This window comes from Enterobacter cloacae complex sp. 309I3 (assembly GCF_050031595.1).
GTDB lineage: Bacteria > Pseudomonadota > Gammaproteobacteria > Enterobacterales > Enterobacteriaceae > Enterobacter > Enterobacter cloacae.
Window position 1 is genome coordinate 4,490,132 of record NZ_JBLGWI010000001.1, and the last position, 25,114, is coordinate 4,515,245.

Annotated in this window: 37 protein-coding genes; 4 read left to right on the forward strand and 33 right to left on the reverse strand. The window is 53.1% G+C overall.

From position 1 onward, the window contains the following. Positions 1–7: 7 nt before the first annotated feature. The 15 genes from rpsN to rpsJ all read right to left on the reverse strand — a co-directional run bounded on the left by rpsN (position 8) and on the right by rpsJ (position 6,701). Positions 8–313, reverse strand: coding sequence for a 30S ribosomal protein S14 (rpsN, locus tag ACQG22_RS21515; RefSeq protein ID WP_013099026.1), 306 nt, complete (start codon positions 311–313; stop codon positions 8–10). Positions 314–327: 14 nt separating this feature from the next. After that, positions 328–867: a 50S ribosomal protein L5 gene (gene rplE / locus ACQG22_RS21520; protein WP_001096202.1), complete on the reverse strand. Its 540-nt coding sequence runs from the start codon at positions 865–867 to the stop codon at positions 328–330. Positions 868–881: 14 nt separating this feature from the next. Next, complete coding sequence (gene rplX / locus ACQG22_RS21525) at positions 882–1,196, reverse strand: 50S ribosomal protein L24 (protein WP_000729185.1); 315 nt, start codon at positions 1,194–1,196, stop codon at positions 882–884. 10 nt (positions 1,197–1,206) lie between these two features. Further along, a complete protein-coding gene (gene rplN, locus ACQG22_RS21530) occupies positions 1,207–1,578 on the reverse strand; it encodes a 50S ribosomal protein L14 (protein WP_002919748.1) in 372 nt (123 codons plus the stop codon). Positions 1,579–1,744: 166 nt separating this feature from the next. Next, entirely contained in the window at positions 1,745–1,999 is a 255-nt protein-coding gene (rpsQ, locus tag ACQG22_RS21535; protein WP_008503489.1) for a 30S ribosomal protein S17, read from the reverse strand. Beyond that, the gene (gene rpmC, locus ACQG22_RS21540; RefSeq protein WP_013099027.1) at positions 1,999–2,190 is read right to left on the reverse strand and encodes a 50S ribosomal protein L29; all 192 of its coding nucleotides are present in this window, start codon (positions 2,188–2,190) and stop codon (positions 1,999–2,001) included. Before rpmC ends, rpsQ begins: the two co-directional genes overlap by 1 nt. After that, positions 2,190–2,600, reverse strand: a complete 411-nt coding sequence (gene rplP / locus ACQG22_RS21545; protein ID WP_002919759.1) for a 50S ribosomal protein L16 — start codon at positions 2,598–2,600, stop codon at positions 2,190–2,192. The genes rpmC and rplP overlap by 1 nt, the downstream gene beginning before the upstream one ends. A 12-nt stretch (positions 2,601–2,612) precedes the next feature. Beyond that, positions 2,613–3,314 carry a 30S ribosomal protein S3 gene (gene rpsC / locus ACQG22_RS21550; RefSeq protein WP_000529945.1) on the reverse strand — a complete coding sequence of 234 codons (702 nt, stop codon included), beginning with the start codon at positions 3,312–3,314 and terminating at the stop codon, positions 2,613–2,615. A gap of 17 nt (positions 3,315–3,331) precedes the next feature. Continuing rightward, positions 3,332–3,664 carry a 50S ribosomal protein L22 gene (gene rplV / locus ACQG22_RS21555; protein ID WP_002919773.1) on the reverse strand — a complete coding sequence of 111 codons (333 nt, stop codon included), beginning with the start codon at positions 3,662–3,664 and terminating at the stop codon, positions 3,332–3,334. Between the two features lie 14 nt (positions 3,665–3,678). Further along, a complete protein-coding gene (gene rpsS / locus ACQG22_RS21560) occupies positions 3,679–3,957 on the reverse strand; it encodes a 30S ribosomal protein S19 (RefSeq protein WP_001138117.1) in 279 nt (92 codons plus the stop codon). 16 nt (positions 3,958–3,973) lie between these two features. Beyond that, on the reverse strand, positions 3,974–4,795 hold the full coding sequence (gene rplB, locus ACQG22_RS21565) for a 50S ribosomal protein L2 (RefSeq protein ID WP_000301859.1): 822 nt from the start codon (positions 4,793–4,795) through the stop codon (positions 3,974–3,976). Positions 4,796–4,812: 17 nt separating this feature from the next. Further along, positions 4,813–5,115: a 50S ribosomal protein L23 gene (gene rplW / locus ACQG22_RS21570; RefSeq protein ID WP_000617546.1), complete on the reverse strand. Its 303-nt coding sequence runs from the start codon at positions 5,113–5,115 to the stop codon at positions 4,813–4,815. After that, positions 5,112–5,717, reverse strand: coding sequence for a 50S ribosomal protein L4 (gene rplD / locus ACQG22_RS21575; protein WP_000424395.1), 606 nt, complete (start codon positions 5,715–5,717; stop codon positions 5,112–5,114). The genes rplW and rplD overlap by 4 nt, the downstream gene beginning before the upstream one ends. Before the next feature lie 10 nt (positions 5,718–5,727). Next, positions 5,728–6,357 carry a 50S ribosomal protein L3 gene (rplC, locus tag ACQG22_RS21580; RefSeq protein ID WP_003863274.1) on the reverse strand — a complete coding sequence of 210 codons (630 nt, stop codon included), beginning with the start codon at positions 6,355–6,357 and terminating at the stop codon, positions 5,728–5,730. Positions 6,358–6,389: 32 nt separating this feature from the next. Then, entirely contained in the window at positions 6,390–6,701 is a 312-nt protein-coding gene (rpsJ, locus tag ACQG22_RS21585) for a 30S ribosomal protein S10 (RefSeq protein WP_001181005.1), read from the reverse strand. A gap of 381 nt (positions 6,702–7,082) precedes the next feature. Between rpsJ and ACQG22_RS21590 the strand changes: the two genes are divergently transcribed. After that, entirely contained in the window at positions 7,083–7,556 is a 474-nt protein-coding gene (locus ACQG22_RS21590) for a prepilin peptidase (RefSeq protein WP_057072483.1), read from the forward strand. Here the strand turns inward: ACQG22_RS21590 and bfr are convergent. The 11 genes from bfr to fkpA form a co-directional block, all read right to left on the reverse strand. Further along, positions 7,540–8,016 carry a bacterioferritin gene (gene bfr, locus ACQG22_RS21595; RefSeq protein WP_013099029.1) on the reverse strand — a complete coding sequence of 159 codons (477 nt, stop codon included), beginning with the start codon at positions 8,014–8,016 and terminating at the stop codon, positions 7,540–7,542. The genes ACQG22_RS21590 and bfr overlap by 17 nt on opposite strands. A gap of 72 nt (positions 8,017–8,088) precedes the next feature. Beyond that, positions 8,089–8,283 (reverse strand): bacterioferritin-associated ferredoxin, encoded by a 195-nt coding sequence (gene bfd, locus ACQG22_RS21600; RefSeq protein ID WP_008503493.1) that lies wholly within the window; start codon positions 8,281–8,283, stop codon positions 8,089–8,091. 179 nt (positions 8,284–8,462) lie between these two features. Beyond that, positions 8,463–9,647: an elongation factor Tu gene (tuf, locus tag ACQG22_RS21605; RefSeq protein WP_023620081.1), complete on the reverse strand. Its 1,185-nt coding sequence runs from the start codon at positions 9,645–9,647 to the stop codon at positions 8,463–8,465. A 69-nt stretch (positions 9,648–9,716) separates the two neighbouring features. Next, the gene (gene fusA / locus ACQG22_RS21610) at positions 9,717–11,831 is read right to left on the reverse strand and encodes an elongation factor G (RefSeq protein ID WP_029882142.1); all 2,115 of its coding nucleotides are present in this window, start codon (positions 11,829–11,831) and stop codon (positions 9,717–9,719) included. Between the two features lie 96 nt (positions 11,832–11,927). Further along, positions 11,928–12,398 carry a 30S ribosomal protein S7 gene (gene rpsG, locus ACQG22_RS21615; RefSeq protein WP_003861706.1) on the reverse strand — a complete coding sequence of 157 codons (471 nt, stop codon included), beginning with the start codon at positions 12,396–12,398 and terminating at the stop codon, positions 11,928–11,930. A gap of 96 nt (positions 12,399–12,494) precedes the next feature. Continuing rightward, a complete protein-coding gene (gene rpsL / locus ACQG22_RS21620; protein ID WP_000246815.1) occupies positions 12,495–12,869 on the reverse strand; it encodes a 30S ribosomal protein S12 in 375 nt (124 codons plus the stop codon). 124 nt (positions 12,870–12,993) lie between these two features. After that, positions 12,994–13,281 (reverse strand): sulfurtransferase complex subunit TusB, encoded by a 288-nt coding sequence (tusB, locus tag ACQG22_RS21625; RefSeq protein ID WP_013099033.1) that lies wholly within the window; start codon positions 13,279–13,281, stop codon positions 12,994–12,996. A gap of 7 nt (positions 13,282–13,288) precedes the next feature. Next, positions 13,289–13,648 (reverse strand): sulfurtransferase complex subunit TusC, encoded by a 360-nt coding sequence (tusC, locus tag ACQG22_RS21630; RefSeq protein WP_013099034.1) that lies wholly within the window; start codon positions 13,646–13,648, stop codon positions 13,289–13,291. Beyond that, complete coding sequence (tusD, locus tag ACQG22_RS21635; RefSeq protein ID WP_130626953.1) at positions 13,648–14,034, reverse strand: sulfurtransferase complex subunit TusD; 387 nt, start codon at positions 14,032–14,034, stop codon at positions 13,648–13,650. The genes tusC and tusD overlap by 1 nt, the downstream gene beginning before the upstream one ends. Further along, positions 14,034–14,756, reverse strand: coding sequence for a helix-turn-helix transcriptional regulator (locus tag ACQG22_RS21640; protein WP_003861697.1), 723 nt, complete (start codon positions 14,754–14,756; stop codon positions 14,034–14,036). Before ACQG22_RS21640 ends, tusD begins: the two co-directional genes overlap by 1 nt. Before the next feature lie 166 nt (positions 14,757–14,922). After that, complete coding sequence (gene fkpA, locus ACQG22_RS21645) at positions 14,923–15,744, reverse strand: FKBP-type peptidyl-prolyl cis-trans isomerase (protein WP_262786659.1); 822 nt, start codon at positions 15,742–15,744, stop codon at positions 14,923–14,925. Between the two features lie 238 nt (positions 15,745–15,982). Here fkpA and ACQG22_RS21650 point away from each other — a divergent pair, with 238 nt between their 5' ends. Then, positions 15,983–16,201: a protein SlyX gene (locus ACQG22_RS21650; protein ID WP_003861693.1), complete on the forward strand. Its 219-nt coding sequence runs from the start codon at positions 15,983–15,985 to the stop codon at positions 16,199–16,201. Between the two features lie 51 nt (positions 16,202–16,252). Here the strand turns inward: ACQG22_RS21650 and slyD are convergent, their stop codons facing one another. From slyD to kefG, 4 genes are all read right to left on the reverse strand, one after another. Continuing rightward, positions 16,253–16,837 carry a peptidylprolyl isomerase gene (gene slyD, locus ACQG22_RS21655; protein WP_013099037.1) on the reverse strand — a complete coding sequence of 195 codons (585 nt, stop codon included), beginning with the start codon at positions 16,835–16,837 and terminating at the stop codon, positions 16,253–16,255. A gap of 94 nt (positions 16,838–16,931) precedes the next feature. Continuing rightward, positions 16,932–17,132 (reverse strand): YheV family putative zinc ribbon protein, encoded by a 201-nt coding sequence (locus ACQG22_RS21660; protein WP_013099038.1) that lies wholly within the window; start codon positions 17,130–17,132, stop codon positions 16,932–16,934. A 13-nt stretch (positions 17,133–17,145) separates the two neighbouring features. Next, positions 17,146–18,951, reverse strand: coding sequence for a glutathione-regulated potassium-efflux system protein KefB (kefB, locus tag ACQG22_RS21665; RefSeq protein WP_020690480.1), 1,806 nt, complete (start codon positions 18,949–18,951; stop codon positions 17,146–17,148). Continuing rightward, positions 18,951–19,502, reverse strand: a complete 552-nt coding sequence (gene kefG / locus ACQG22_RS21670) for a glutathione-regulated potassium-efflux system ancillary protein KefG (protein WP_029882146.1) — start codon at positions 19,500–19,502, stop codon at positions 18,951–18,953. Before kefG ends, kefB begins: the two co-directional genes overlap by 1 nt. 138 nt (positions 19,503–19,640) lie before the next feature. On the opposite strand from kefG, the gene ACQG22_RS21675 reads away from it, so the two are divergent. Together ACQG22_RS21675 and ACQG22_RS21680 are read left to right on the forward strand one after the other, a co-directional pair. Continuing rightward, entirely contained in the window at positions 19,641–21,545 is a 1,905-nt protein-coding gene (locus ACQG22_RS21675) for an ABC transporter ATP-binding protein (protein WP_013099041.1), read from the forward strand. A 15-nt stretch (positions 21,546–21,560) separates the two neighbouring features. Further along, positions 21,561–22,493: a LysR family transcriptional regulator gene (locus ACQG22_RS21680; RefSeq protein ID WP_013099042.1), complete on the forward strand. Its 933-nt coding sequence runs from the start codon at positions 21,561–21,563 to the stop codon at positions 22,491–22,493. A gap of 62 nt (positions 22,494–22,555) precedes the next feature. Here ACQG22_RS21680 and mdcH read toward each other — a convergent pair whose 3' ends face one another. Genes mdcH through ACQG22_RS21695 form a run of 3 tightly spaced genes read right to left on the reverse strand, consistent with a single transcriptional unit; the run spans position 22,556 to position 25,031 of the window. Then, positions 22,556–23,452, reverse strand: a complete 897-nt coding sequence (gene mdcH, locus ACQG22_RS21685; protein WP_369706785.1) for a malonate decarboxylase subunit epsilon — start codon at positions 23,450–23,452, stop codon at positions 22,556–22,558. Next, the gene (locus tag ACQG22_RS21690) at positions 23,452–24,069 is read right to left on the reverse strand and encodes a malonate decarboxylase holo-ACP synthase (protein ID WP_047024195.1); all 618 of its coding nucleotides are present in this window, start codon (positions 24,067–24,069) and stop codon (positions 23,452–23,454) included. Before ACQG22_RS21690 ends, mdcH begins: the two co-directional genes overlap by 1 nt. A 2-nt stretch (positions 24,070–24,071) precedes the next feature. Next, positions 24,072–25,031, reverse strand: coding sequence for an AEC family transporter (locus tag ACQG22_RS21695; protein WP_369706784.1), 960 nt, complete (start codon positions 25,029–25,031; stop codon positions 24,072–24,074). Positions 25,032–25,114 lie beyond the last annotated feature (83 nt).

Sequence of the window (25,114 nt, forward strand, 5' to 3'; positions counted from 1 at the left end):
GTGACAATTACCAGCTAGCCTTTTTCAAGCCTGGCACTTCACCGCGCATGGCGGCTTCACGCAGCTTAATACGGCTCAACCCGAACTTGCCCACATAACCATGTGGACGACCTGTTTGACGGCAGCGGTTACGCTGACGAGACGGGCTGGAATCACGCGGCAGAGTTTGCAGCTTGAGAACTGCGTTCCAACGATCTTCGTCGGAAGCGTTCACATCAGAGATGATCGCTTTCAGTTCAGCGCGTTTAGCGAAGAATTTATCAGCTAAAGCTACGCGTTTTACTTCGCGTGCTTTCATTGATTGCTTAGCCATTCAGTAACCCTACCTTACTTGCGGAACGGGAAGTCAAAGGCAGCCAGCAGAGCACGGCCTTCTTCGTCAGATTTCGCAGTAGTGGTAATGGTAATATCCAAACCACGCACGCGGTCGACTTTATCGTAGTCGATTTCTGGGAAGATGATCTGCTCACGGACACCCATGCTGTAGTTACCACGACCGTCGAATGACTTAGCGGACAGGCCACGGAAGTCACGGATACGAGGTACAGCAATAGTGATCAGGCGCTCAAAGAACTCCCACATGCGTTCGCCACGCAGAGTTACTTTACAGCCGATCGGATAGCCCTGACGGATTTTGAAGCCTGCAACTGATTTGCGTGCTTTGGTGATCAGCGGTTTTTGACCGGAGATTGCTGTCAGGTCAGCTGCTGCGTTATCCAGCAGTTTCTTGTCAGCGATCGCTTCACCAACACCCATGTTCAGGGTGATCTTCTCGACCCGAGGGACTTGCATGACAGAATTGTAGTTAAACTCAGTCATGAGTTTCTTAACTACTTCGTCTTTGTAGTAATCATGCAGTTTCGCCATCGTACTACTCCAAATTACTTGATAGTTTCGCTGTTAGACTTGAAGAAACGGACTTTTTTGCCGTCTTCGAATCTAAAGCCTACACGGTCAGCCTTGCCGGTTGCCGCATTGAAGATTGCAACGTTAGAAACCTGAATAGCAGCTTCTTTTTCAACGATGCCGCCTGGTTGGTTCAGGGCCGGAACCGGCTTCTGATGTTTTTTAACCAGGTTGATACCTTCAACAATGACCTTGCCGGAAGACAGGACATTTTTTACTTTACCGCGTTTACCTTTATCTTTACCGGTTAACACGATAACTTCGTCATCACGACGGATTTTCGCTGCCATGATTCGCTCCTTAGAGTACTTCTGGTGCCAGAGAGATAATTTTCATGAACTTCTCAGTACGAAGTTCACGAGTTACCGGCCCAAAGATACGCGTGCCGATTGGCTGCTCGCTGTTATTGTTCAAAATAACGCATGCATTACCATCGAAGCGAATGACAGAACCGTCAGGGCGACGAACACCCTTCTTGGTGCGCACCACTACCGCTTTCAGCACATCACCTTTTTTGACCTTACCACGTGGAATTGCTTCTTTGATGGTGATCTTGATGATGTCGCCTACGCCTGCGTAGCGACGGTGCGAGCCACCCAGAACCTTGATACACATTACGCGACGTGCACCGGAGTTGTCGGCGACGTTCAGCATAGTCTGTTCTTGGATCATTTTAGTGCTCCGCTAATGTCAACTACTACCTGAGACTCTAAAATCAGAGCCGTTAAAAAGCCCCATATCGAGGGCGCGGCATTATAACACCGCTTCTGCAATATGGGTAGAAAAAATAAACGGCTCATCGCTGAGCCGTTTATTCGTATCGAGAACGGGTACTGTATTACAGAACCGCTTTCTCTACAACGCGAACCAGCGTCCAGGACTTAGTCTTGGACAGTGGACGGCATTCACGGATTTCAACCTTGTCGCCGATACCACATTCGTTGTTCTCGTCATGTACGTGCAGTTTGGTCGTACGCTTGATGAATTTACCGTAGATCGGGTGTTTCACAATGCGTTCGATAGCAACAACGATGGATTTCTCCATTTTGTCGCTAACAACACGACCTTGCAGAGTACGGATTTTATCGGTCATTACGCACCCGCCTTCTCAGTCAGTAAAGTCTTAACGCGTGCAACATTGCGACGCACTTGCTTCAGCAGGTGGGTCTGTTGCAGCTGGCCACTTGCAGCCTGCATACGCAGGTTGAACTGCTCGCGCAGCAGGTTCAGCAGCTCAGCGTTCAGCTCTTCAACGCTCTTTTCACGCAGCTCTTTTGCTTTCATTACATCACCGTCTTAGTTACAAAGGTGGTTTTGATAGGCAGTTTCGCTGCTGCCAGGCCGAAGGCTTCACGGGCCAGCTCTTCCGGAACACCGTCCATTTCATACAGGACTTTGCCCGGTTGGATCAAGGCAACCCAGTACTCCACGTTACCTTTACCTTTACCCATACGAACTTCCAGCGGCTTCTCGGTGATCGGTTTGTCCGGGAATACACGGATCCAGATCTTACCTTGACGCTTAACTGCACGGGTCATTGCACGACGTGCTGCTTCGATCTGACGTGCAGTCAGACGACCACGGCCAACAGCTTTCAGACCGAAAGTGCCGAAGCTAACATCCGTACCCTGCGCCAGACCACGGTTGCGGCCTTTGTGCACTTTACGGAATTTTGTACGCTTTGGTTGTAACATCAGCGACGCTCCTTATTTACGGCCTTTACGCTGCTGCTTTTTAGGTTGAGCAGCCGGTTTTTCCGGTTGTTCAACAGCAGCCATACCACCCAGGATCTCACCTTTGAAGATCCATACCTTAACGCCGATTACACCGTAAGTGGTGTGCGCTTCAGAGGTGTTGTAGTCGATGTCAGCACGCAGAGTGTGCAGCGGTACGCGACCTTCACGGTACCATTCGGTACGTGCGATTTCCGCGCCGCCCAGACGGCCGCTAACTTCAACTTTGATACCTTTAGCGCCCAGACGCATTGCGTTCTGTACAGCACGCTTCATAGCACGACGGAACATAACACGACGTTCCAGCTGAGAAGTGATGCTGTCAGCAACCAATTTAGCGTCCAGTTCAGGCTTACGAACTTCAGCGATATTGATCTGTGCAGGAACGCCAGCGATATCCGCTACGACCTTGCGCAGTTTTTCTACGTCTTCGCCTTTCTTACCGATAACGATGCCAGGGCGAGCAGTGTGAATAGTCACACGGATGCTCTTAGCTGGACGCTCGATAACGATACGAGATACAGACGCTTTAGCCAGTTCCTTCGTCAGGTACTGACGTACTTTAAAATCGCTGTCCAGGTTGTCAGCGAATTCTTTGGTGTTCGCAAACCAGGTAGAGTTCCATGGTTTTACAATACCCAGGCGAATACCATTAGGATGTACTTTCTGACCCATTGCTAGTCTCCAGAGTCTCAGCGATCGGACACAACCACAGTAATGTGGCTGGTGCGCTTCAGGATGCGATCTGCACGACCTTTCGCACGCGGCATAATGCGCTTCATGCTTGGGCCTTCATCTACGAAAATTTTCGCGACTTTCAGATCGTCGATGTCAGCGCCATCGTTGTGTTCAGCGTTAGCAATGGCAGATTCCAGTACTTTCTTGACCAATACCGCAGCTTTCTTGTTGGTATAGGTCAGGATGTCCAGGGCCTGCGACACTTTCTTACCGCGAATCAGGTCAGCAACAAGGCGAACCTTCTGTGCAGAAGAACGAGCATGGCGATGTTGAGCTAAAGTTTCCATCTCTTCCTCCTACCTTATTTCTTCTTCGCTTTTTTATCAGCAGCGTGGCCGCGATAAGTACGAGTCGGTGCGAATTCACCCAGTTTGTGACCAACCATTTCGTCGGTAACAAAGACTGGAACGTGCTGACGACCATTATGGACAGCGATGGTCAAACCGATCATGTTAGGAAAGATCGTTGAACGACGGGACCAAGTGCGCAGGGGCTTCTTGTCTCCGCTTTCCACCGCTTTCTCTACCTTCTTCAGCAAGTGCAGGTCAATAAAAGGACCTTTCTTGAGAGAACGTGGCATGGCTTATCCTCTAAAATTATTTGCTACGGCGACGTACGATAAATTTATCAGTACGCTTGTTGCTGCGGGTCTTCTTACCTTTGGTCTGAACGCCCCACGGAGTTACCGGGTGCTTACCAAAGTTACGACCTTCACCACCACCATGTGGGTGGTCTACTGGGTTCATCGCAGTACCGCGAACGGTAGGACGAACACCACGCCAGCGTGCAGCACCAGCTTTACCCAGAACGCGCAGCATATGCTCAGCATTGCCAACTTCGCCCAGAGTAGCGCGGCAGTCTGCTTCGACTTTACGCATTTCACCAGAACGCAGACGCAGGGTGACATAAGCACCGTCACGCGCAACGATCTGAACGTAAGTACCCGCGGAACGCGCCAGCTGACCGCCTTTACCTGGTTTCATTTCTACGTTATGAACGGTAGAACCAACCGGGATATTGCGCATCGGCAGGGTGTTGCCTGCTTTGATTGCAGCATCAACGCCAGACTGAATCTGGTCGCCAGCTTTCAGGCCTTTAGGGGCCAGGATGTAACGGCGTTCGCCGTCTTTGTACAGAACCAGCGCGATGTTCGCGGAACGGTTCGGATCGTACTCAAGACGCTCAACAACTGCTGGGATACCGTCTTTGTTGCGTTTGAAGTCAACAATACGATAAGCCTGCTTGTGGCCACCACCGATGTGACGAGTGGTGATACGGCCATTGTTGTTACGACCACCGGATTTGCTGTTTTTTTCCAGCAACGGAGCAAAAGGTTTGCCCTTGTGCAGCTCAGGGTTAACCACTTTAACTACGTGGCGACGACCCGGAGATGTCGGTTTACATTTAACAACTGCCATTGTATTACTCCTCCGACTTACTCAGCGCCGCCAACGAAGTCCAGGTTCTGGCCTTCTTTCAGGGTGACGTAAGCTTTTTTCCAGTCGCTACGACGACCGATACGCTGTCCGTGACGTTTAACTTTCCCTTTAACTACCAGGGTGTTAACGACTTCGACTTCGACTTCAAACAGTTTCTGCACAGCAGCTTTGATCTCTGCTTTGGTCGCGTCTTTAGCAACTTTGAGAACGATGGTGTTTGTTTTTTCCATCGCAGTAGACGCTTTTTCAGAAACGTGCGGTGCGCGCAGCACCTTCAGCAGACGTTCTTCACGAATCATGCCAGCATCTCCTCAACTTGCTTAACAGCATCAGCAGTCATTACGACTTTGTCGAAGGCGATCAGGCTAACCGGGTCGATACCAGTCGCGTCGCGTACGTCAACCTTGTGCAGGTTGCGCGCGGCCAGGAACAGGTTCTCGTCCAGCTCACCGGTGATGATCAGCACATCTTCCAGAGCCATGTCTTTCAGTTTCTGTGCCAGCAGCTTAGTTTTAGGCGCTTCTACAGAGAACTTCTCGACAACGATCAGACGATCCTGACGTACCAGCTCGGACAGGATGCTTTTCAGCGCGCCGCGGTACATCTTTTTGTTAACTTTTTGACTGTGGTCCTGTGGACGCGCAGCGAAGGTCACGCCACCTGAACGCCAGATCGGGCTCTTGATAGAACCTGAACGCGCACGGCCGGTACCTTTCTGGCGCCATGGCTTTTTGCCAGAACCAGTTACTTCAGCACGAGTCTTCTGAGCACGAGTACCCTGACGAGCACCAGCTGCATAAGCAACAACAACCTGGTGAACCAGCGCTTCGTTGAAATCACGACCGAAGGTAGTTTCGGAAACAGTCAGCGCGCTCTGCGCGTCTTTCAATACTAATTCCATTGCTATCCCCTTACGCCTTCACAGCTGGTTTAACGATCAGGTCGCTACCGGTTGCACCCGGGACCGCACCTTTAACCAGCAGCAGGTTGCGCTCAGCGTCAACACGTACTACGTCCAGGCTCTGAACAGTTACACGTTCGTTGCCCAGCTGACCTGCCATTTTCTTGCCTTTGAACACTTTGCCCGGAGTCTGGTTCTGACCGATAGAACCCGGAACGCGGTGAGACAAGGAGTTACCGTGAGTAGCGTCCTGGGTACGGAAGTTCCAGCGCTTAACGGTACCAGCAAAACCTTTACCTTTAGAGGTACCGGTTACGTCAACTTTTTTAACGTCAGCAAACAGCTCAACGCTAATGTCCTGACCTACGGTGAACTCTTCGCCTTCAGCAAGACGGAATTCCCACAGACCACGGCCAGCTTCAACGCCAGCTTTAGCGAAGTGACCCGCTTCTGGTTTGGTTACACGGTTAGCTTTTTTAGCACCAGTGGTAACCTGAATAGCGCGGTAGCCATCGTTAGCCAGATCTTTAACCTGAGTAACGCGGTTTGCTTCAACTTCGATTACGGTTACTGGGATAGAAACGCCATCTTCAGTGAAGATGCGGGTCATACCCACTTTTTTACCGACTAAACCAATCATTGTTTCAACCTCTCAATCGCTCGATGACCTGATTAACCCAGGCTGATCTGCACGTCTACACCGGCAGCCAGATCCAGACGCATCAGAGCATCAACGGTTTTCTCAGTTGGCTCAACGATGTCAACCAGACGCTTGTGAGTGCGGATTTCGTACTGATCACGCGCGTCTTTGTTAACGTGCGGGGAGATCAGAACGGTGAAGCGCTCTTTGCGGGTCGGCAGCGGGATCGGACCACGGACTTGCGCACCAGTGCGCTTAGCAGTCTCGACGATTTCCGCGGTTGATTGATCGATCAGACGATGATCAAACGCTTTAAGGCGGATACGGATTCTTTGGTTCTGCATGAGACCAGAGCTCCAATTATTTTATAAACGAAAATGATTACTCCTCAAACCCATTACGATTGATGGGAGAGTGTAACCGTTCTTACGTAGCTCCCCAATTGGGAGCATTGTTGAGTAACAAAATGAGTCACTCCGGTTCAGATTGAACCCGCCGTCAATTACGACAAGCCCGCGCATTATACGTAAATCTGGGCAAGACGCAAGTGCCGTTTAGAATTTAAGCGCTAAAGGTGTACCTTGCGTAAGGCCTCGCACTGTTTTCTGCAATCCGTCCCCTTTCTTCTGTTCTTATGAAACCACTACGCAATTACATTTTTTGGCTATTGCCAGGCATTCGTGGTGTGGAGAGTATGCGCTGAAATTCACCTTGAGGTTTCGTTCATGCTTACTCTCCTCCCCTTCCTGCTCATCTATTTTGTTCTCTCATGTTTACTGGTGCGTGAAGATATTCGCTCAGGCATTCTCCCTGATAAATATCTCTGTCCCCTGTTATGGGCTGGTTTGCTCTATCAACTCTGTCTTCACCCTGATTTTCTGCCTGGCGCAGTGGTCGGGGCGATGGCAGGGTATGTCGGCTTTGCCATGATCTACTGGGGTTATCGGCTAATATTTCGCCGTGAAGGGATGGGCTATGGCGATGTGAAGTATCTTTCAGCGCTCGGTGCATGGCATGGTTGGTGCGTGTTGCCCGAACTGGCACTGGTTGCCGCACTATTGGCGCTGCTCTACCTTCTTATGACTTCGTTGTTCAACCCTGCCAGACGGACATTAAAAAACCCACTGCCTTTTGGGCCATTTCTGGCGGCAGCGGGTTTATGTGTAGGTTGGCAGACGCTGGTTAATCTTCCACTTTAATCTGCGACTGGAGATAGTTTTGCAGGCCAATTTTGCCAATGAGATCCAGCTCGGTTTCCAGCCAGTCGATATGCCCTTCTTCATCGGCCAGAATCTGGATCATCATATCGCGGCTAACGTAGTCATGGACGCTGTCTGCGTAGGCAATAGCTTCGCGAAGGTCTTTTGCGCCTTCAAGTTCAAGTCTGAGATCGGATCGCAGCATCTCTTCAACATCTTCACCGATGCCGAGTTTACCTAGGTCCTGCAGGTTGGGGATGCCTTCGAGAAATAAAATACGCTCGATATATTTATCGGCATGTTTCATCTCATCGATGGATTCGTGATACTCAACGTCGTTGAGGCGCATGAGGCCCCAGTTTTTAAACATTCTCGCATGGAGAAAATACTGATTGATTGCGACAAGCTCATTTCCCAATAATTTATTGAGATAACTTATGATTTTAACATCACCTTTCATTATATAGTCCCTCCGCTTCCACTCATTGAAGCGTAGATCGGGCTACAGGGATGTCAAAAAAAAGATGGGCGCTTACGCGATCTCTTTGTATTCCGGGATCTGCATCAGTTCATCCTGCATGATTTCACGCGCTGCGCGTACGCATTTACCGCATTGATTTCCCACTGGAACAAACTTGCGAAGTTGCTGGAAGGACTGTGGCTGAAACTGGCGAACGGCCTGACGTATTTTTTTGTCACTCACACCATTACATAAACAAACGTACATAAAGACTCCCGTTCAAAATATGCGCAAAGTGTAAGTGAGAATGGTTATGATTACAATAGCACAAACGCCAGTATACGGGGCGGGAGCAAACAAAAAATGCGAAAATTTGTGACAAATACACACGCTAATAAAACAAAAAAGGACGCCGAAGCGTCCTTTTTTTATTCGGGGATAATTAATTAGCCCAGAACTTTAGCAACAACGCCCGCGCCAACGGTACGGCCGCCTTCACGGATTGCGAAACGCAGACCGTCGTCCATCGCGATTGGGTGGATCAGAGTCACAACCATCTTGATGTTGTCACCTGGCATTACCATCTCTACGCCTTCTGGCAGTTCGATGGTACCGGTCACGTCAGTTGTACGGAAGTAGAACTGTGGACGGTAGCCTTTGAAGAACGGAGTATGACGGCCGCCTTCGTCTTTGGACAGGATGTACACTTCAGATTCGAACTTGGTGTGTGGCTTGATTGAGCCTGGCTTCGCCAGAACCTGACCACGTTCGATTTCTTCACGTTTGATACCACGCAGCAGAACACCAACGTTCTCACCAGCACGGCCTTCGTCCAGCAGTTTGCGGAACATTTCAACGCCAGTACAAGTAGACTTCGCAGTCTCTTTGATACCAACGATTTCAACTTCTTCACCCACTTTGATGATACCGCGCTCTACACGACCGGTAACAACGGTACCACGACCGGAGATGGAGAATACGTCTTCGATTGGCAGCAGGAATGGCTTGTCAATCGCACGCTCTGGTTCTGGGATGTAAGAATCCAGGTAGCCAGCCAGTTCGATGATTTTCTCTTCCCACTCTGCTTCGCCTTCCAGCGCTTTCAGAGCAGAACCACGAACGATTGGAGTATCGTCGCCTGGGAAATCGTACTGAGACAGCAGTTCACGAACTTCCATCTCTACCAGTTCCAGCAGCTCTTCGTCATCAACCATGTCGCATTTGTTCAGGAACACGATGATGTAAGGAACGCCTACCTGACGACCCAGCAGGATGTGCTCACGAGTCTGAGGCATTGGGCCGTCAGTCGCAGCTACTACCAGGATCGCGCCGTCCATCTGCGCAGCACCGGTGATCATGTTTTTAACATAGTCGGCGTGGCCTGGGCAGTCTACGTGTGCGTAGTGGCGAGTCGGGGTGTCATATTCAACGTGAGAGGTGTTGATGGTGATACCACGAGCTTTTTCTTCTGGTGCGTTATCGATCTGGTCGAATGCACGAGCAGAACCACCGTAGGTTTTAGCCAGAACGGTAGTGATTGCAGCAGTCAGGGTAGTTTTACCATGGTCAACGTGGCCGATAGTACCAACGTTGACGTGCGGTTTTGTACGTTCAAATTTTTCTTTAGACACGGCTATATTCCTTACTATAGTGCTCTCCCCTCAGGAGAGAGCACGGGACTTAGGTTTTAATCCTGTGGATTACTTACCACGGGCTTCAATAACGGCCTGAGCAACGTTGTTAGGCGCATCATCATACTTCAGGAATTCCATGGTGTATGATGCACGACCTTTGGTCAGAGAACGCAGCTGAGTTGCATATCCGAACATTTCAGACAGCGGAACTTCAGCGTGGATCTTAACGCCAGTTACTTCGGATTCCTGACCGCGCAGCATACCGCGACGACGGCTCAAGTCACCGATAACGTCACCGGTGTTCTCTTCAGGAGTTTCTACTTCAACCTTCATGATTGGCTCAAGCAGAACTGGTTTTGCTTTCTTAAAGCCTTCTTTAAAGGCAATAGACGCAGCCAGTTTAAACGCCAGTTCAGAGGAGTCAACGTCGTGGTAAGAACCGAAGTGCAGACGGATACCCATGTCAACAACCGGATAGCCAGCCAGAGGGCCCGCTTTCAGCTGTTCCTGGATGCCTTTATCAACGGCAGGGATGTATTCGCCAGGAATTACACCACCTTTGATGTCGTTGATGAACTCGTAACCTTTCGGGTTAGAGCCCGGCTCCAGTGGGTACATGTCGATCACAACGTGACCGTACTGACCGCGACCACCAGACTGCTTAGCGTGTTTACCTTCGATATCGGTAACTTTCGCGCGAATCGCTTCGCGGTAAGCAACCTGAGGTTTACCCACGTTCGCTTCAACGTTGAACTCGCGCTTCATACGGTCAACGATGATGTCCAGGTGCAGTTCACCCATACCTGCGATGATGGTCTGGTTAGATTCTTCATCAGTCCATACGCGGAATGATGGGTCTTCTTTCGCCAGACGGCCCAGAGCCAGACCCATTTTTTCCTGGTCAGCTTTGGTTTTTGGTTCAACCGCGATGGAGATTACCGGCTCAGGGAATTCCATACGCTCCAGAATGATCGGGTGATCCGGGTCACACAGGGTGTCACCGGTGGTCACGTCTTTCAGACCGATAGCTGCAGCGATGTCGCCCGCACGAACTTCTTTGATCTCTTCACGTTTGTTAGCGTGCATCTGTACGATACGGCCAAAACGTTCACGCGCCGCTTTCACGGAGTTCAGGATGGTGTCACCGGAGTTAACCACACCAGAGTAAACGCGGAAGAAGGTCAGGTTACCCACGAATGGGTCGGTAGCAATTTTGAACGCCAGTGCAGAGAACGGCTCGTCGTCGCTTGCGTGACGCTCAGCCGGAGTATCTTTACCGTCGTCCAGGATGCCGTTGATCGCAGGAACGTCAACCGGGGATGGCAGGTAGTCAACTACCGCATCCAGCATCGCCTGAACACCTTTGTTCTTGAACGCAGAACCACAGGTTACCAGGATGATTTCGTTGTTCAGAACACGCTGACGCAGAGCTTTTTTGATCTCTTCTTCAGACAGTTCTTCACCACCCAGGTATTTCTCCATCAGCTCTTCAGAAGCTTCAGCAGCGGATTCGATCAGGTTCTGGTGCCATTCGTCAGCCAGGTCCTGCATCTCAGCCGGGATATCTTCGTATTCGAAGGTAACGCCCTGGTCTGCATCGTTCCAGTTGATGGCTTTCATTTTCACCAGGTCGATAACGCCGGTGAAGCCTTCTTCAGCACCAATTGCCAGCTGCAGCGGAACAGGGTTCGCGCCCAGACGGGTTTTGATCTGACCAACAACTTTCAGGAAGTTAGCACCCATACGGTCCATTTTGTTAACGAACGCGATGCGTGGAACTTTATATTTGTTCGCCTGACGCCATACGGTTTCAGACTGTGGCTGAACACCACCAACTGCGCAATAAACCATTACCGCGCCGTCAAGAACACGCATGGAACGTTCTACTTCGATGGTGAAGTCAACGTGCCCTGGGGTGTCGATGATGTTTACGCGATGCGGTTCGTACTGCTTAGCCATACCTGACCAGAATGCAGTAGTCGCTGCGGAGGTGATAGTAATACCACGCTCCTGCTCCTGTTCCATCCAGTCCATGGTGGCTGCGCCGTCATGAACTTCACCGATTTTATGGTTTACACCGGTGTAGAACAGAATACGTTCGGTAGTAGTGGTCTTACCGGCGTCGATGTGCGCACTGATACCGATGTTACGGTAGCGTGCGATGGGTGTTGTACGAGCCATTTGATTCCTCGTTTGTTTCTTTAGGCGTTCAGTTAAGTAACCCAGAGCGGGCAGCTTCTCTGAAGCGCCCGCCTGGTGACTAATACTCCGAAGGGATTACCAACGGTAGTGTGCGAACGCCTTGTTGGCTTCTGCCATACGGTGAACGTCTTCACGTTTCTTAACTGCAGTACCTTTGTTTTCTGCAGCATCAGAAAGTTCGTTCGCCAGACGCAGAGCCATGGATTTATCACCGCGTTTACGAGCAGCTTCAACGATCCAACGCATTGCCAGGGCATTACGACGAACCGGACGAACTTCAACTGGAACCTGATAAGTAGAACCACCAACGCGGCGGGACTTAACTTCTACAGTTGGGCGAACGTTGTCGAGAGCGACTTCGAAAGCTTCCAGTTCATTTTTACCAGAACGCTGAGCCAGGGTCTCCAGCGCGCTGTATACGATTGCTTCTGCAGTAGATTTTTTACCATCTACCATCAGGATATTTACAAATTTTGCCAGCAGTTCTGATCCGAATTTCGGATCTGGAAGAATTTTACGCTGACCAATGACGCGACGACGTGGCATGGGAATACTCCGTTGTTAATTCAGGATTGTCCAAAACTCTACGAGTTTAGTTTGACATTAAGATAAATCAGTTTGGCCTTACTTAACGGAGAACCATTAAGCCTTAGGACGCTTCACGCCGTACTTGGAGCGAGCCTGCTTACGGTCTTTAACACCTGAGCAGTCCAGCGCACCACGAACGGTGTGGTAACGAACACCCGGAAGGTCTTTAACACGACCGCCACGGATCAGGATCACGGAGTGCTCCTGCAGGTTGTGACCTTCACCACCGATGTAGGAAGTCACTTCGAAACCGTTAGTCAAACGCACACGGCATACTTTACGCAGTGCGGAGTTTGGTTTTTTAGGAGTGGTGGTATACACACGAGTACATACACCACGTTTCTGCGGGCATGCTTCCAGCGCAGGCACGTTGCTCTTTGCAACTTTGCGTGCACGTGGTTTGCGTACCAGCTGGTTAACTGTTGCCATTAAATAGCTCCTGGTTTTAGCTTTTGCTTCGTAAACACGTAATAAAACGACCTCATACAATATGAGGACGCGAAATTTTAGGGCTACGTCGAAAAGGTGTCAAGAAATATACAGCGATCTCAAATCACCAGTTCATTTGACTGGCGTGCGTCACAGTAAGATTGACGAAATCAGTATAGCCAACCACGTCAATTTTGGCTGAAATTTGACCAGAAAGACCCCGCGCATCCAGATCGTCCTTTAGCGCAGAGACAGTTATGGGGGCATTCGTGAGGATTTCAACGAAACGGCTGCCTTCCAGCGCAGCAAGTACGCCATCCTGAATCAGCAGCAGGTCATCACCTTCGCGCAGCATGCTCAGTAGCGTGTCGATATCACATTGCCACGGTGAGCGGCTCAGGGTATGGAGCATGGCAGCCTCAGAAAGTCAGAACAGTGTCGTAGTGAGAGAGTTGTTCGCGCAGCGCAGCAGAAGACAGGCACGTGACATCCAGAACAAAAGGCGTCTTCTCATCTAATCCGCGAGCGGCCAGCGAGTCGGCACACACATAGAAGGTTTCAATGTCGTACAGCGGCAACACTTTAAAGGTGGCGATGTAATCCCGCATCAAAATCGCCTGCGGTTGCTGGCCCGCCAGAAGCTGAAACACCCCGTCCCCTAAAAAGAAGACGCCGATCTCCTCGGTCAATGCAGATGTCGCGAGCAGCGCATCCAGCCCTTCTCGGCCCGATGCGCTACCGTGCGGGGCAGTGGTAAAAACAAACGCGATGCGTTTCATCAGAATTGCACCACTCGGTCACAGGTGAGCGCAGCCTGCGCCAGCGCGCCCAGACCACTTAGTGAAAATCCGGGCTGCAGGTTGGAACCGGCTAAATCAAGACGCGCGGCTTCGGTTGTATCAGCGACACCGCGACGCAGGGCCGCTGCCACGCAGATATGCAATTCAACTCCCTGCGTCTCATTTAACGCCTGCCAGGCGCGCACCAGATCAAACTCATCGCTGGCCGGCGACGTAAACTGGTTCGCGTTATAGACCCCTTCCCGATAAAAGAAGACGCTCACCAGTTCATGTCCGGCTTTTAGCAGCGCCTGGGCAAATTGCAGTGCGCTGCTGGCCTGCTGAGTGCCATAAGCCGGGCCTGTCACCATTAACGCAAAACGCATTACTTATCCTGCCCCAGGAAATCACCGCTTTTGAACTGGCGAATATAGAGGTAGACCGTATGTTTGGAAATGTTCAGGCGGTCAGCCACCTGATTGATGGCGTCTTTGATATCAAAAATGCCTTTTTCATAGAGATTCAGCACGATCTGACGGTTCTTGGCGTTGTTCGATACGTTGCGATCGGCATTCACCTCTTCAATCGTGAACTCCAGCGTCTGCGTGACGAGATCCTCAACTGAAGAGGCAAAGTTAACAGAAGAGCCCACGTCTGGCGTTTCAGGCGGAATAAAGGTGCTCATGATTTGCGAGAATGGCACATCAAGGTTCATGTTGATGCACAGCAGTCCGATCACACGATGCTCGCGATTTCGAATAGCAATGGTTTCTGATTTCATCAGCACGCCGCTTTTGGCGCGAGTGAAATAGCATTTGGAGACGCTGCTGTCCGCGCCGGTCATGTCATGCAGCATACGCAATGCAAGGTCGGTAATTGGCGAACCAATTTTACGGCCAGTATGCTCACCATTAGCAATGCGGATGGCGGAACACTTCAGATCTTGCAGGGAGTGCAATACGATTTCGCAGTGGGACCCAATGAGCATCGCTAACCCGTCCACCACCGCTTCGTAGGATTTCAGAATATCGAAGTCGGTCTGGTCGAAAGGACGTTGATCCAGCAAATCAAGTTCACTGGTTTCGTTGGTTAAAAGCGACCTGGACATGAAAAAAACACTCCTTTTCAGGAGCCTGTCGTTAGGTTTTCAGGGCAGGCTCATTATCTACACGGACAACTAAATTAATACAGCGTACCTGGCACTTTCCAGTGTTAATTATATCTGCCCCACAATAAAAAAAACCGCCGCCTTAAAGGCGGCGGTTTTCATCACATTACTTCTTCGCGTCTGCGGCAGCTTTTTGATCTGCCTGCGCTTCTGGTTTCGCATCGGCTTTCGGTGCCGGTTTGATATCCAGCAGCTCTACGTCAAACACCAGCGTAGAGTTGGCAGGGATACCCGGAACGCCGGTTTTGCCATAGGCCAGATCCGGTGGGATAACCAGCTTGATCTTACCGCCTTTCTTGATGTTTTTCAGACCTTCGGTCCAGCCTGGGATCACACCATCCAGACGGAAGGAGAGCGGCTCACCGCGGGTGTAGGAGTTATCGAACTCTTTACCGTCGATCAGCGTACCTTTGTAGTTCACCACGACAGTATCGCTGTCTTTCGGTGCATCACCGGTACCTTCTTTCTCAACTTTGTATACCAGGCCGGTAGAAGAGGTTTTTACGCCCTTCTCTTTAGCAAAGGTATCGCGGTAGGCTTTGCCTTTCGCTTCGTTGTCTTTCGCGTCCGCTTCCATCTTCGTCTGAGCGGCACCTTTTACACGCGCTTCGAACGCCTGCAGAGTCTGTTCAATTTCCTGGTCAGACAGTTTGCTCTTATCAGCAAACGCATCCTGAACACCCGCGATCAGCTGAGCTTTGTCCAGTTTGATGCCCAGTTTCTCTTGTTCTCTCAGAGAATTTTCCATGTAACGACCCAGAGATGCGCCCAGTGCGTAGGCAGATTTCTGGTCGTCATTTTTGAACGCCGCTTTGCTGTCTGCAGTTGCAGCAGGCTTCGCAGCAGTATCAGCAGCGAAGGACAGCGGCGCGTTCAGCGCAACAGCCATCGTCGTCGCCAGCAGCGTTACTTTAAACAGTGATTTCATCCATATCTCCAGGGCCTGGGGACTCTCACCCCAGCATTAAACGTAAATGAGCTACGTACTATAAAACGTTGTGGAAGAAATCTACAGACAGACTCTCCCGATTCTCGCCACTTTTAAGACTATTTTTGTTTAAATAAGTTTCTTGCCAAAGGGATGGATACTGCACTAAGGAACAAACTCAGTTAAACTTCGCCGCCGCTGGCCCATTATGGCGAATCAGAAACAGACGAGGTGAATGATGAAGGACACAACGATTGAAGCGAGACTGGCTGAACTGGAAAGCCGCCTGGCTTTTCAGGACATCACCATCGAAGAGCTTAACCAGACCGTGACCGCGCATGAACTCGAAATGGCGAAACTGCGGGATCATATGCGCCTGCTGACGGAAAAGCTGAAGGCTACGCAGCCGTCAAACATCGCCTCACAGTCTGAAGAGACGCCACCACCTCACTATTGAGGCGAAAAAAAAGCGGGATAATCCCGCTTTTTTATTTTCCGTTATACGGAATTAGTGGCAGCCACAGCCGCCGTTACCGCAACCACCTTTACCGTGGTCGTGACCATGGTCGTGGCCGTGGCCACCGCAGCAACCGTCATGGCCGTGATCGTGGTCATGGTCGTGACCGTGCGCACCGTGAACGTGGCCATGAGCCAGCTCTTCTTCGGTTGCTTCACGGATAGCGACAACTTCTACGTTGAACTTCAGGTTCTGGCCAGCCAGCATGTGGTTGCCATCAACCACAACGTGGTCGTCTTCAACTTCAGTAATTTCAACCGGAACCGGGCCCTGGTCAGTTTCCGCCAGGAAGCGCATGCCAACCTGCAGTTCGTCAACGCCCATGAACACGTCTTTAGGAACGCGCTGAACCAGGTTGTCGTCATACTGGCCGTATGCGTCGTTCGCGCCTACAGCAACGTCAAATTTATCGCCAACTTCATGACCTTCCAGCGCGTTTTCCAGGCCGGAAATCAGGGAACCGTGACCATGCAGGTAGTCCAGCGGCGCACTCACCGGAGACTCATCAACCAACACACCGTCTTCTGTACGTACCTGATAGGCCAGGCTGACCACCAGGTCTTTTGCTACTTTCATGATATCTCCTGAGCGTGGGAAAATTGCTGGCGCAGATTGTAGCGGAAATCTGCACCCGTGTACCCTTTAGCTTAAAAAAACTCAGGGCATATCGCTAGTCCGGATGAAAAATGCCGATCACTTGCTCTTCTTTGCGTACATGATCGCGCGCTTCTTTGTCGGCCTCACGCATCTGGTGGCCGCACTTAACACACTCAACAACATCAATATTATTTTCACGCCACATTGCCAGAGTATCTTGCGCCTGGCAGGAGGGGCACTTTGCGCCCGCAATAAAGCGTTTACGTACAGCCATATTTGGTTACCCTTTATTCAAATTCGTCCCAGCCGTCCAGCTGGCGTCGTTCCTGCTGCATCTCGCGCTGGAAAATCTCCTCCAGCTCGCGACGCGCTTCCCGCACGCGGGAAATCTGCGCTGTATCCGTGTGTACGGGCATCAGCTCGCGCAGCATTCGCATATCCAGCCGTCGGAAGTGCATCTGGGCCCGCTGCGCCTGATGCGGGTGCATACCCAGCGAAATCAACGCTTTGCGCCCCAGTTCCAGCGCACTGGAAAACGTCTCACGCGAGAAGTGTTTCACACCCGCCTGCAACAGTTCGTGCGCTTCAACACGACCCCGCGCACGCGCCAGAATATGCAGATGCGGGAAATGCTGCTGGCAGAGTTCGACCAGCTTCATCGTATCTTCCGGATCGTTACAGGTTATGACGATCGACTCAGCCGCCTCGGCACCTGCGGATCGCAGCAGTTCGAGCTGCGTCGCATCGCCGTAGTAAACCTTATAACCATATTTGCGCATCAGGTTGACCGCGCTGATATCCCGCTCGAGCACCGTGATGCGCATTTTGTTCGCCATCAGCAGACGACCAATCACCTGCCCGAAGCGGCCAAACCCCACCACAATCACTTGCGGCTTATCGTCTTCCACCCACGGGGCTTCATCTTCATCGTCAGCCGGGTTTAAGCGGCGCGACAGCAGTTTATCCACCAGCTTCATCAGCAGCGGCGTGGTCATCATCGACAGCGTGACCGTCACCAGCAGAAGCGCCATCTGATCGTCTTTGAACAGTTTCTGGGACGATGCCGTAGAGAACAGCACAAACGCGAACTCTCCCCCCTGGCTTAGCACGCTGGCAAACTGCATACGTTCCGAACTGCGCAGCCCGGATATACGCGCCAGGACATACAGCACCAGCGTTTTCACCGCCACCAGCACAGCCACGCTCACAATAACCCACAGCAGATGGGTATAGAGCACACCGAGATTGAGCGCCATGCCCACCGAAATAAAGAACAGCCCTAACAGCAGCCCTTTAAAGGGTTCGATCGCAATTTCCAGTTCGTGGCGGTATTCGCTCTCGGCGAGCAGCACCCCGGCGATAAACGTACCCAGCGCCATCGACAGCCCCAGCGCGTCCATAAACAGCGCAGAGCCTAATACCAGCAGCAGCGTTGCAGCGGTAAACACCTCGCGCACGCCTGACGCGGCGATAAAGCGGAACACCGGCCGCAGCAGAAAACGTCCCCCAATTAGCATGCCCGCAAAAGCCAGCACCTTCATGGAGACTTTTGCCCAGTCAAAGTGATCGTCACCCGGCCCGGCCAACAGCGGCACCAGCGCTAACGCCGGGATCACCGCTAAATCCTGAAACAGCAGCACCGAAAAGCCCAGTTGCCCCGACTCACTGCGGTTCATGCCCTTGTCCCGCATCAGCTGCAATGCCATCGCCGTTGAGGACATGGCAAGGCCAATACCTCCGATGGTCGCCGCCTGCCACGAAAAGTCAGTGAGCATCAGCAATCCGGCCAGAATGGCCGCGCTGAACAGCACCTGCGCCGCGCCAACGCCAAAGATAGAGCGCCGGAGCTGCCACAGCTTTGACGGATTAAGCTCCAGGCCAATGATGAACATCAGGAAGACCACACCCAGCTCGGAGAAATGGAGAATTTCATCGACATCGCTGATGAATCCCAGCCCCCAGGGGCCAATCGCGATCCCCGCCAGCAGATACCCGAGTACCGCGCCAATACCGAGCCGTGCGGCCAACGGTACAGCCACCACCGCGGCAAACAAAAACAGCACCCCGGCGAGGAGTAAATTCGATCCTTCCATTAACGCCCTCCTGCCGGAATCGGTGATGCCAGCCATTCTCCGTACGCTCTGGCGTGGCTCGCCAGCGCCTTCGGATCCTGACGCCGTGCCCAGTAGACAATAATCGGGCTCATCCAGTGCATACGGCACATCGCCGCCGTCAGTTCAAACGGTCGCAGGATATCGCTCATCGGATAACGGTTAAGGCCATCGTAGCGGTAGGCGCTCTCCGGCTCACCGGTGGTAATCACACTACGCCAGTACTTTCCCGCCAGTTGGTTGCCCCCCACCCCGCTGGAAAACCCCCGGCTCAGCACCCGATCCAGCCACTCTTTCAGCAGGGCCGGACAGCTATAGGTATAGAGCGGATGCTGGAACACAATCACATCATGCTGACGCAGCAATTCCTGCTCGTACGGAATATCGATAAAGAAATCAGGGTAGTGCGCGTAGAGATCGTGCACCGTCACGTTACTGAGCTGAGTAGCCGGCTTAAGCAGGACGCGGTTTGCCACCGAGTCCTGAGATTCCGGATGGGCATACAGCAGCAGCACTTTTGCTGTCTGAGACATCACTCCCCTCCCGGTTCTGTTTCTGTTTTTGTGTATCGTCGTTGTTTTGGGCTACCATGGCGGCCCGGTGCGGAAAATGGCCCACACCTTACATTATCATAATGACAAATTAACATAGTCGGAACATACGGCGCTTCTATGATTGTTTTCTCCTCGTTACAAATTCGCCGCGGCGTGCGCGTCCTGCTGGATAACGCCACCGCCACCATTAATCCAGGTCAAAAAGTGGGTCTGGTCGGCAAAAATGGCTGCGGCAAATCCACCCTGCTGGCGCTGCTGAAAAACGAGATTAGCGCGGATGGCGGTAACTTTACTTATCCGGGAAACTGGCAGCTCGCCTGGGTAAACCAGGAGACGCCCGCCCTGAGTGAGCCGGCGCTCGACTATGTTATTGATGGCGATCGTGAATACCGTAAGCTGGAAGCGGAACTGAACGCCGCCAACGAGCGCAACGATGGCCACGCCATCGCCACCGTCCACGGCAAGCTGGACGCCATCGACGCGTGGACCATTCGCTCCCGCGCTTCCAGCCTGCTCCACGGCCTGGGGTTCAGCAACGAACAGCTTGAACGTCCCGTCAGCGACTTCTCCGGTGGCTGGCGTATGCGTCTTAACCTGGCGCAGGCGCTGATCTGCCGCTCCGATTTGCTGTTGCTCGATGAACCGACCAACCACCTCGATCTCGATGCGGTCATTTGGCTGGAGAAGTGGCTCAAGAGCTATCAGGGCACTCTGATTCTGATCTCCCACGACCGCGACTTCCTCGATCCGGTGGTGGATAAAATCATTCATATCGAACAGCAAAATATGTTCGAGTACACCGGTAACTACAGCTCTTTCGAACGCCAGCGCGCAACGCGCCTCGCTCAACAGCAGGCGATGTACGAAAGTCAGCAGCAGCGCGTGGCGCATCTGCAGAGTTTTGTTGACCGCTTCAAGGCCAAAGCCTCGAAGGCCAAGCAGGCCCAGAGCCGCATCAAGATGCTGGAACGCATGGAGATGATTGCCCCGGCGCATGTGGATAACCCGTTCCACTTTAGCTTCCGCGAGCCGGAGAGCCTGCCAAACCCGCTGCTGAAGATGGAAAAAGTGAGCGCCGGATACGGCGATCGCATCATCCTCGACTCCATCAAACTCAACCTGGTACCGGGTTCGCGCATTGGTCTTCTGGGGCGTAACGGTGCCGGTAAGTCAACGCTCATCAAACTGCTGGCGGGCGAGCTTAACCCGGTAAGCGGCGAAATCGGTCTGGCGAAAGGCATCAAGCTTGGCTACTTCGCCCAGCATCAGCTGGAATTTTTACGTGCGGACGAGTCCCCTATCCAGCATCTGGCGCGTCTGGCGCCGCAGGAGATGGAGCAGAAGCTGCGCGACTACCTCGGCGGCTTTGGCTTCCAGGGTGATAAGGTCACTGAAAACACAGAGCGTTTCTCCGGCGGCGAAAAAGCGCGTCTGGTGCTGGCGCTGATCGTCTGGCAGCGCCCGAACCTGCTGCTGCTCGATGAACCGACCAACCACCTCGACCTCGACATGCGTCAGGCGCTGACCGAAGCGCTGATTGAGTTTGAGGGCGCGCTGGTTGTGGTCTCGCACGATCGTCACCTGATCCGCTCCACCACGGACGATCTCTATCTGGTGCACGACGGAAAAGTCGAGCCGTTTGACGGCGACCTGGAAGACTATCAGCAGTGGCTGACGGACGTGCAGAAGCAAGAGAACCAGCCGGAAGAGTCGGCGAAAGAGAACGCCAACAGCGCGCAGGCGCGTAAAGATCAGAAGCGTCGTGAAGCTGAACTGCGTACTCAGACTCAACCACTGCGTAAAGAGATTGCCCGTCTCGAAAAAGAGATGGAAAAGCTCAACGCCACGCTTGCCGCCGTTGAAGAGAAGCTGGGCGACAGCGAACTGTATGACCAGAGCCGTAAAGCGGAGCTGACCGACTGTCTGCAAACCCAGGCGAAGACCAAATCCAGCCTCGAAGAGTGCGAAATGGCATGGCTGGATGCCCAGGAACAGCTGGAAGCGATGCTGCAGGCTGACTGACACGCCGGGAGGGTTATGGGTTTCGATATCACGAGCGACATTACATTCCGTAAGCTCAGCATCTTCATGACGTTTATGGAGAAGGGCAATATCGCGCGTACTGCCGAAACGCTGGGTCTGAGCGGCGTCAGCGTGCATCGTGCACTGCATACTCTGGAAGAGAACGTTCGCTGTCCGCTCTTTACCCATAAGGGACGTAACCTGATTGCCCTTCCGTCCGCCTGGACGCTGCTGGAGTATTGTCAGGAGGTTATGCAGGTGATGGAGCGCGGGCTGGAAGAGTCCCGTAAGGTCGCTGGTATTGGTCAGGGACGGTTGCGCGTCGGCACGCTCTACTCGCTGACGCTGGAAACCGTGCCGCGCCTGATCATGGGCATGAAGCTGCGTCGCCCGGATCTGGAGATGGACCTGACGATGGGCTCTAACGATACGTTGCTGCATATGCTTGACGACGGTACGCTGGACGCGATCCTCATCTCGATTTCCGAAAGCAATATCGACCGCAACAGCCTTGAAGTCCTGCCCCTGTTTCATGATGACATTTTCCTGGCCGCGCCTGCCTCTGCCACGCTGAATACCAGCGGGCTGGCGGATTTACGTGATTACAAAGATCAGAAATTTGTCTCGCTGGCAGAAGGGTTTGCCACCTATGCGGGGTTCCAGGAGGCATTTCATATCGCCGGATTTGAACCGGAAATCGTCACCCGCGTGAATGACATTTTCTCAATGCTCAGCCTGGTTCAGGCGGGCGTCGGCTTTACGCTGATGCCGGGCAGGATGAAGAAGGTCTACGAAAATTCAGTGCAGCTACTGAAGCTGGCAGAACCGTACCAGATGCAGCAGCTTATCGCGATTGTGTTCGCCCGCAACCGCGAGCAGGACCCGAGCCTGCGGGCATTAGCCGCCGAAGGGCGGATGTATGCGCGCAGCCTGCAGGAAAGTGTGTGATACAAAACAAGGCAACCGAACCCGTAGGCCCGGTAAGGCGCAGCCGCCACCGGGCTAAAAATTCACGCACGAAGCCTTCCTGCCAGATGCACCGCCACATCCACACCGCTGCGCTCGAGTGATATGGTCTCCCCTTCCCACGCCGCCTGACGTGTCAGGCAGGTCAGGACGCCACCGGGCGGCATCTCGATCGCCAGCCGGGCTTCACGTTCATTCGCGGCAATCACCGCCTCCTGCCAGCGCACGGTGCGCGCCATGTTCATGGCAAGATCGTCCGCGATTTTCTCCGGCTGCCAGAGCACGCGTCCGGTGCTGCCGCTCAGATACGCACAGCGCGGTCGGGAAAGGGTGACCGCTTCAAACGCCGAGGCCAGCTTTTGTGCCGGCTTCGCCAGCAGTTCACAATGGGATGGCACGCTGACTGCAAGCCTTTGCACTTTGCTCGCCCCCTTTTCCAGAGCGCATTTTGCCACCTGCGCCATCCCTTCATCGGATCCGGCAATGACGATCTGCGTTTCGGCATTCAGGTTAGCAATATACGTTCCGCTACCCTCGATAAGCTGTTCCACCTGCGGCAGGGTTAAGCCCATGATGGCCGTCAGGCCGTAGCCGTGGGGCCAGGCCTGCTCCATCAGGTCGCCACGCAGTGCCACCAGCTTAAGGGCGTCCGTAAATTCCAGCGCCCCTGCTACTACCGCCGCGGGATAAGCACCAATCGATAAACCGCTGACTATGTCAGGCGACACGTCACGTCGCTCCAGCTCGCGCGCCCAGGACACGCCAGCAATCAGCAGGGAAAGCTGAACCGCACGGGTATGGGTTAACGAGGCGGCACTGTCCAGCGTATCAACTTCGGCACCCAGCACCTCACGCGCCTGAGCCAGTTCCGTTCCCGGCAGGTTTTGCAGCATACCTTCATGCTGCGTACCCTGCCCCGGAAAGGTAAACAGTATTTTCATCACTCCTCCCTGCGCCATGGGTCTGCCACCAGGCGTGGCCCACGGCGGGTTTTCAGCAGCGTTTTGCCATCGCGCAGCCACTCCGCCAGCGCGAATCCGCCCTCAGGCGTATCCACCTGGGTATCAGCCCGGCACAGCGCACCACTCAACTGCGACTGCCAGGCGGTAAACGCGTCGGGTGATATCGGCTGCGGGGCGCGGATCAGCAGATCAAGATCGCTGTCGGCATGGATCACCGGAATGCCGGTCGCCAGCGCATAGCCGGTGCTGCCGGTTATGCCCCACGTCCACGGCCACGGCTGCTGCGCAAGCTGTAACGCCACCTGAACCGGTGGCTGGGTGACAAACGGCGAACGCAGCAGATCGGCGGTGACGCACAGCTCTTCAGGTGACACCACGCGTAACACATTCCCGGGCTTCACCCATCCAGCCGCCCGCTGGTCGCGGCGCAGTCCGCGCACGCCAACGGGGATTCGGTCATCGTTATCAACATCACGCCGCACCACCACCGGCAGGCCGGTATGCCAGGCGGCATCCACCCAGGTTTCAGTAATACCTTCCAGCGCGTCGCGCGAGGTAAGCCAGATGAGGTCGTGGGGGCGTAATGTTGTGGTCATGATTACATTCCTGAAGTCAGCGAGATAAACAGCGGCAGCGACAGGATACACAGGACTGAGCTTAACAGCAGTACCGCTTCTGCATCCGGTGACTGCACGCCAAAGCGGTTACCAAACACGACCCCGAAGAAGCCCGCAGACAGCGCAATCATCAAAATGGCGGTGATCGCCACGGAGCCGTGCAGACCGAAGATTAAAACGATACTCCAGGCAATGGCTGGCTGGATAAGCAGCTTAGCGATGGTGGAAGTGATCACCATGGTGTTGATCTGCAGCTTACGGGCAGAGAGGATCACCCCGGTCAGGAACAGCGCCGCAGCGGTGGCAGACAGCCCCAACGGTTTAATTGCAGAGAGGACCAGTTCCGGCATTTTGATGCCGATGGCGGATAAAATCACACCCAGCAGAGGCCCCATCACGATCGGTTTTTTAATGGATCGCCACATCAGCACCGGCAGCATAGAGAGGGTTGAGCCGGAGGTATTGCCCTCAGCGCGCGCTTTTTCCCGCTCCAGGATCAGCAGACAGAACGGCGTCATCAGCACGGACCCGCAGGCAATAGAGACCGCCACAGACAGAGACGTGGTAGATCCTTCACCCAGCACGCTGCCCAGAATCGGCAGACCAAGCGCCGCATAGTTTGGCAGCGCGACGGTGAGCGTCAGCACGGCCGCATCCTGAGGGGATTTTTTAAAGACCTTCGTGGCAAGGAAATAGATGGCTGCGTAGGTGATCCACATCGCCAGAGTCAGTACCAGGATCAGCGGCGACTGCGCCACGATACCGGTCCACGGGGTTTGCACGGTCGCGCTGAACAGCGCGGCAGGCAGCGCAAAATCCATGACGAAGATATTGAGCAGGGAAACATTTTTGTTATCGACCATCTTTGCCTTACCGGCCCAGAATCCCAGCAGCATGATGACGAAAATCGGTGCGAGAGCATGAACAATTACGTAAGTCATAAATCACCTGTGATTAAAAAGAAGTAGCACTGGCGCGATGATTATTATTTTCAGGATGCAGTTTCCCGCACGGGCGTAACGGA

What these genes read in the sequence shown, in the direction of transcription:
- mdcH (WP_369706785.1), bottom strand. Translation starts at nt 23,452, where the DNA reads ATGAAAATACTGTTTACCTTTCCGGGGCAGGGTACGCAGCATGAAGGT.
- tusB (WP_013099033.1), bottom strand. Translation starts at nt 13,281, where the DNA reads ATGCTCCATACCCTGAGCCGCTCACCGTGGCAATGTGATATCGACACG.
- tusD (WP_130626953.1), bottom strand. Translation starts at nt 14,034, where the DNA reads ATGCGTTTTGCGTTAATGGTGACAGGCCCGGCTTATGGCACTCAGCAG.
- fkpA (WP_262786659.1), bottom strand. Translation starts at nt 15,744, where the DNA reads ATGAAATCACTGTTTAAAGTAACGCTGCTGGCGACGACGATGGCTGTT.
- kefB (WP_020690480.1), bottom strand. Translation starts at nt 18,951, where the DNA reads ATGGAAGGATCGAATTTACTCCTCGCCGGGGTGCTGTTTTTGTTTGCC.
- rplE (WP_001096202.1), bottom strand. Translation starts at nt 867, where the DNA reads ATGGCGAAACTGCATGATTACTACAAAGACGAAGTAGTTAAGAAACTC.
- slyD (WP_013099037.1), bottom strand. Translation starts at nt 16,837, where the DNA reads ATGAAAGTAGCAAAAGACCTGGTGGTCAGCCTGGCCTATCAGGTACGT.
- rplC (WP_003863274.1), bottom strand. Translation starts at nt 6,357, where the DNA reads ATGATTGGTTTAGTCGGTAAAAAAGTGGGTATGACCCGCATCTTCACT.
- ACQG22_RS21695 (WP_369706784.1), bottom strand. Translation starts at nt 25,031, where the DNA reads ATGACTTACGTAATTGTTCATGCTCTCGCACCGATTTTCGTCATCATG.
- rplD (WP_000424395.1), bottom strand. Translation starts at nt 5,717, where the DNA reads ATGGAATTAGTATTGAAAGACGCGCAGAGCGCGCTGACTGTTTCCGAA.
- ACQG22_RS21660 (WP_013099038.1), bottom strand. Translation starts at nt 17,132, where the DNA reads ATGGCTGTACGTAAACGCTTTATTGCGGGCGCAAAGTGCCCCTCCTGC.
- ACQG22_RS21650 (WP_003861693.1), top strand. Translation starts at nt 15,983, where the DNA reads ATGAAGGACACAACGATTGAAGCGAGACTGGCTGAACTGGAAAGCCGC.
- rpsG (WP_003861706.1), bottom strand. Translation starts at nt 12,398, where the DNA reads ATGCCACGTCGTCGCGTCATTGGTCAGCGTAAAATTCTTCCAGATCCG.
- rpsJ (WP_001181005.1), bottom strand. Translation starts at nt 6,701, where the DNA reads ATGCAGAACCAAAGAATCCGTATCCGCCTTAAAGCGTTTGATCATCGT.
- rplW (WP_000617546.1), bottom strand. Translation starts at nt 5,115, where the DNA reads ATGATTCGTGAAGAACGTCTGCTGAAGGTGCTGCGCGCACCGCACGTT.
- ACQG22_RS21675 (WP_013099041.1), top strand. Translation starts at nt 19,641, where the DNA reads ATGATTGTTTTCTCCTCGTTACAAATTCGCCGCGGCGTGCGCGTCCTG.
- ACQG22_RS21680 (WP_013099042.1), top strand. Translation starts at nt 21,561, where the DNA reads ATGGGTTTCGATATCACGAGCGACATTACATTCCGTAAGCTCAGCATC.
- rplP (WP_002919759.1), bottom strand. Translation starts at nt 2,600, where the DNA reads ATGTTACAACCAAAGCGTACAAAATTCCGTAAAGTGCACAAAGGCCGC.
- kefG (WP_029882146.1), bottom strand. Translation starts at nt 19,502, where the DNA reads ATGTCTCAGACAGCAAAAGTGCTGCTGCTGTATGCCCATCCGGAATCT.
- ACQG22_RS21590 (WP_057072483.1), top strand. Translation starts at nt 7,083, where the DNA reads ATGCTTACTCTCCTCCCCTTCCTGCTCATCTATTTTGTTCTCTCATGT.
- rpsQ (WP_008503489.1), bottom strand. Translation starts at nt 1,999, where the DNA reads ATGACCGATAAAATCCGTACTCTGCAAGGTCGTGTTGTTAGCGACAAA.
- rplB (WP_000301859.1), bottom strand. Translation starts at nt 4,795, where the DNA reads ATGGCAGTTGTTAAATGTAAACCGACATCTCCGGGTCGTCGCCACGTA.
- bfd (WP_008503493.1), bottom strand. Translation starts at nt 8,283, where the DNA reads ATGTACGTTTGTTTATGTAATGGTGTGAGTGACAAAAAAATACGTCAG.
- bfr (WP_013099029.1), bottom strand. Translation starts at nt 8,016, where the DNA reads ATGAAAGGTGATGTTAAAATCATAAGTTATCTCAATAAATTATTGGGA.
- ACQG22_RS21640 (WP_003861697.1), bottom strand. Translation starts at nt 14,756, where the DNA reads ATGTCCAGGTCGCTTTTAACCAACGAAACCAGTGAACTTGATTTGCTG.
- ACQG22_RS21690 (WP_047024195.1), bottom strand. Translation starts at nt 24,069, where the DNA reads ATGACCACAACATTACGCCCCCACGACCTCATCTGGCTTACCTCGCGC.
- rpsC (WP_000529945.1), bottom strand. Translation starts at nt 3,314, where the DNA reads ATGGGTCAGAAAGTACATCCTAATGGTATTCGCCTGGGTATTGTAAAA.
- tusC (WP_013099034.1), bottom strand. Translation starts at nt 13,648, where the DNA reads ATGAAACGCATCGCGTTTGTTTTTACCACTGCCCCGCACGGTAGCGCA.
- rplN (WP_002919748.1), bottom strand. Translation starts at nt 1,578, where the DNA reads ATGATCCAAGAACAGACTATGCTGAACGTCGCCGACAACTCCGGTGCA.
- rpsS (WP_001138117.1), bottom strand. Translation starts at nt 3,957, where the DNA reads ATGCCACGTTCTCTCAAGAAAGGTCCTTTTATTGACCTGCACTTGCTG.
- rpsL (WP_000246815.1), bottom strand. Translation starts at nt 12,869, where the DNA reads ATGGCAACAGTTAACCAGCTGGTACGCAAACCACGTGCACGCAAAGTT.
- rplV (WP_002919773.1), bottom strand. Translation starts at nt 3,664, where the DNA reads ATGGAAACTTTAGCTCAACATCGCCATGCTCGTTCTTCTGCACAGAAG.
- rpmC (WP_013099027.1), bottom strand. Translation starts at nt 2,190, where the DNA reads ATGAAAGCAAAAGAGCTGCGTGAAAAGAGCGTTGAAGAGCTGAACGCT.
- rplX (WP_000729185.1), bottom strand. Translation starts at nt 1,196, where the DNA reads ATGGCAGCGAAAATCCGTCGTGATGACGAAGTTATCGTGTTAACCGGT.
- fusA (WP_029882142.1), bottom strand. Translation starts at nt 11,831, where the DNA reads ATGGCTCGTACAACACCCATCGCACGCTACCGTAACATCGGTATCAGT.
- rpsN (WP_013099026.1), bottom strand. Translation starts at nt 313, where the DNA reads ATGGCTAAGCAATCAATGAAAGCACGCGAAGTAAAACGCGTAGCTTTA.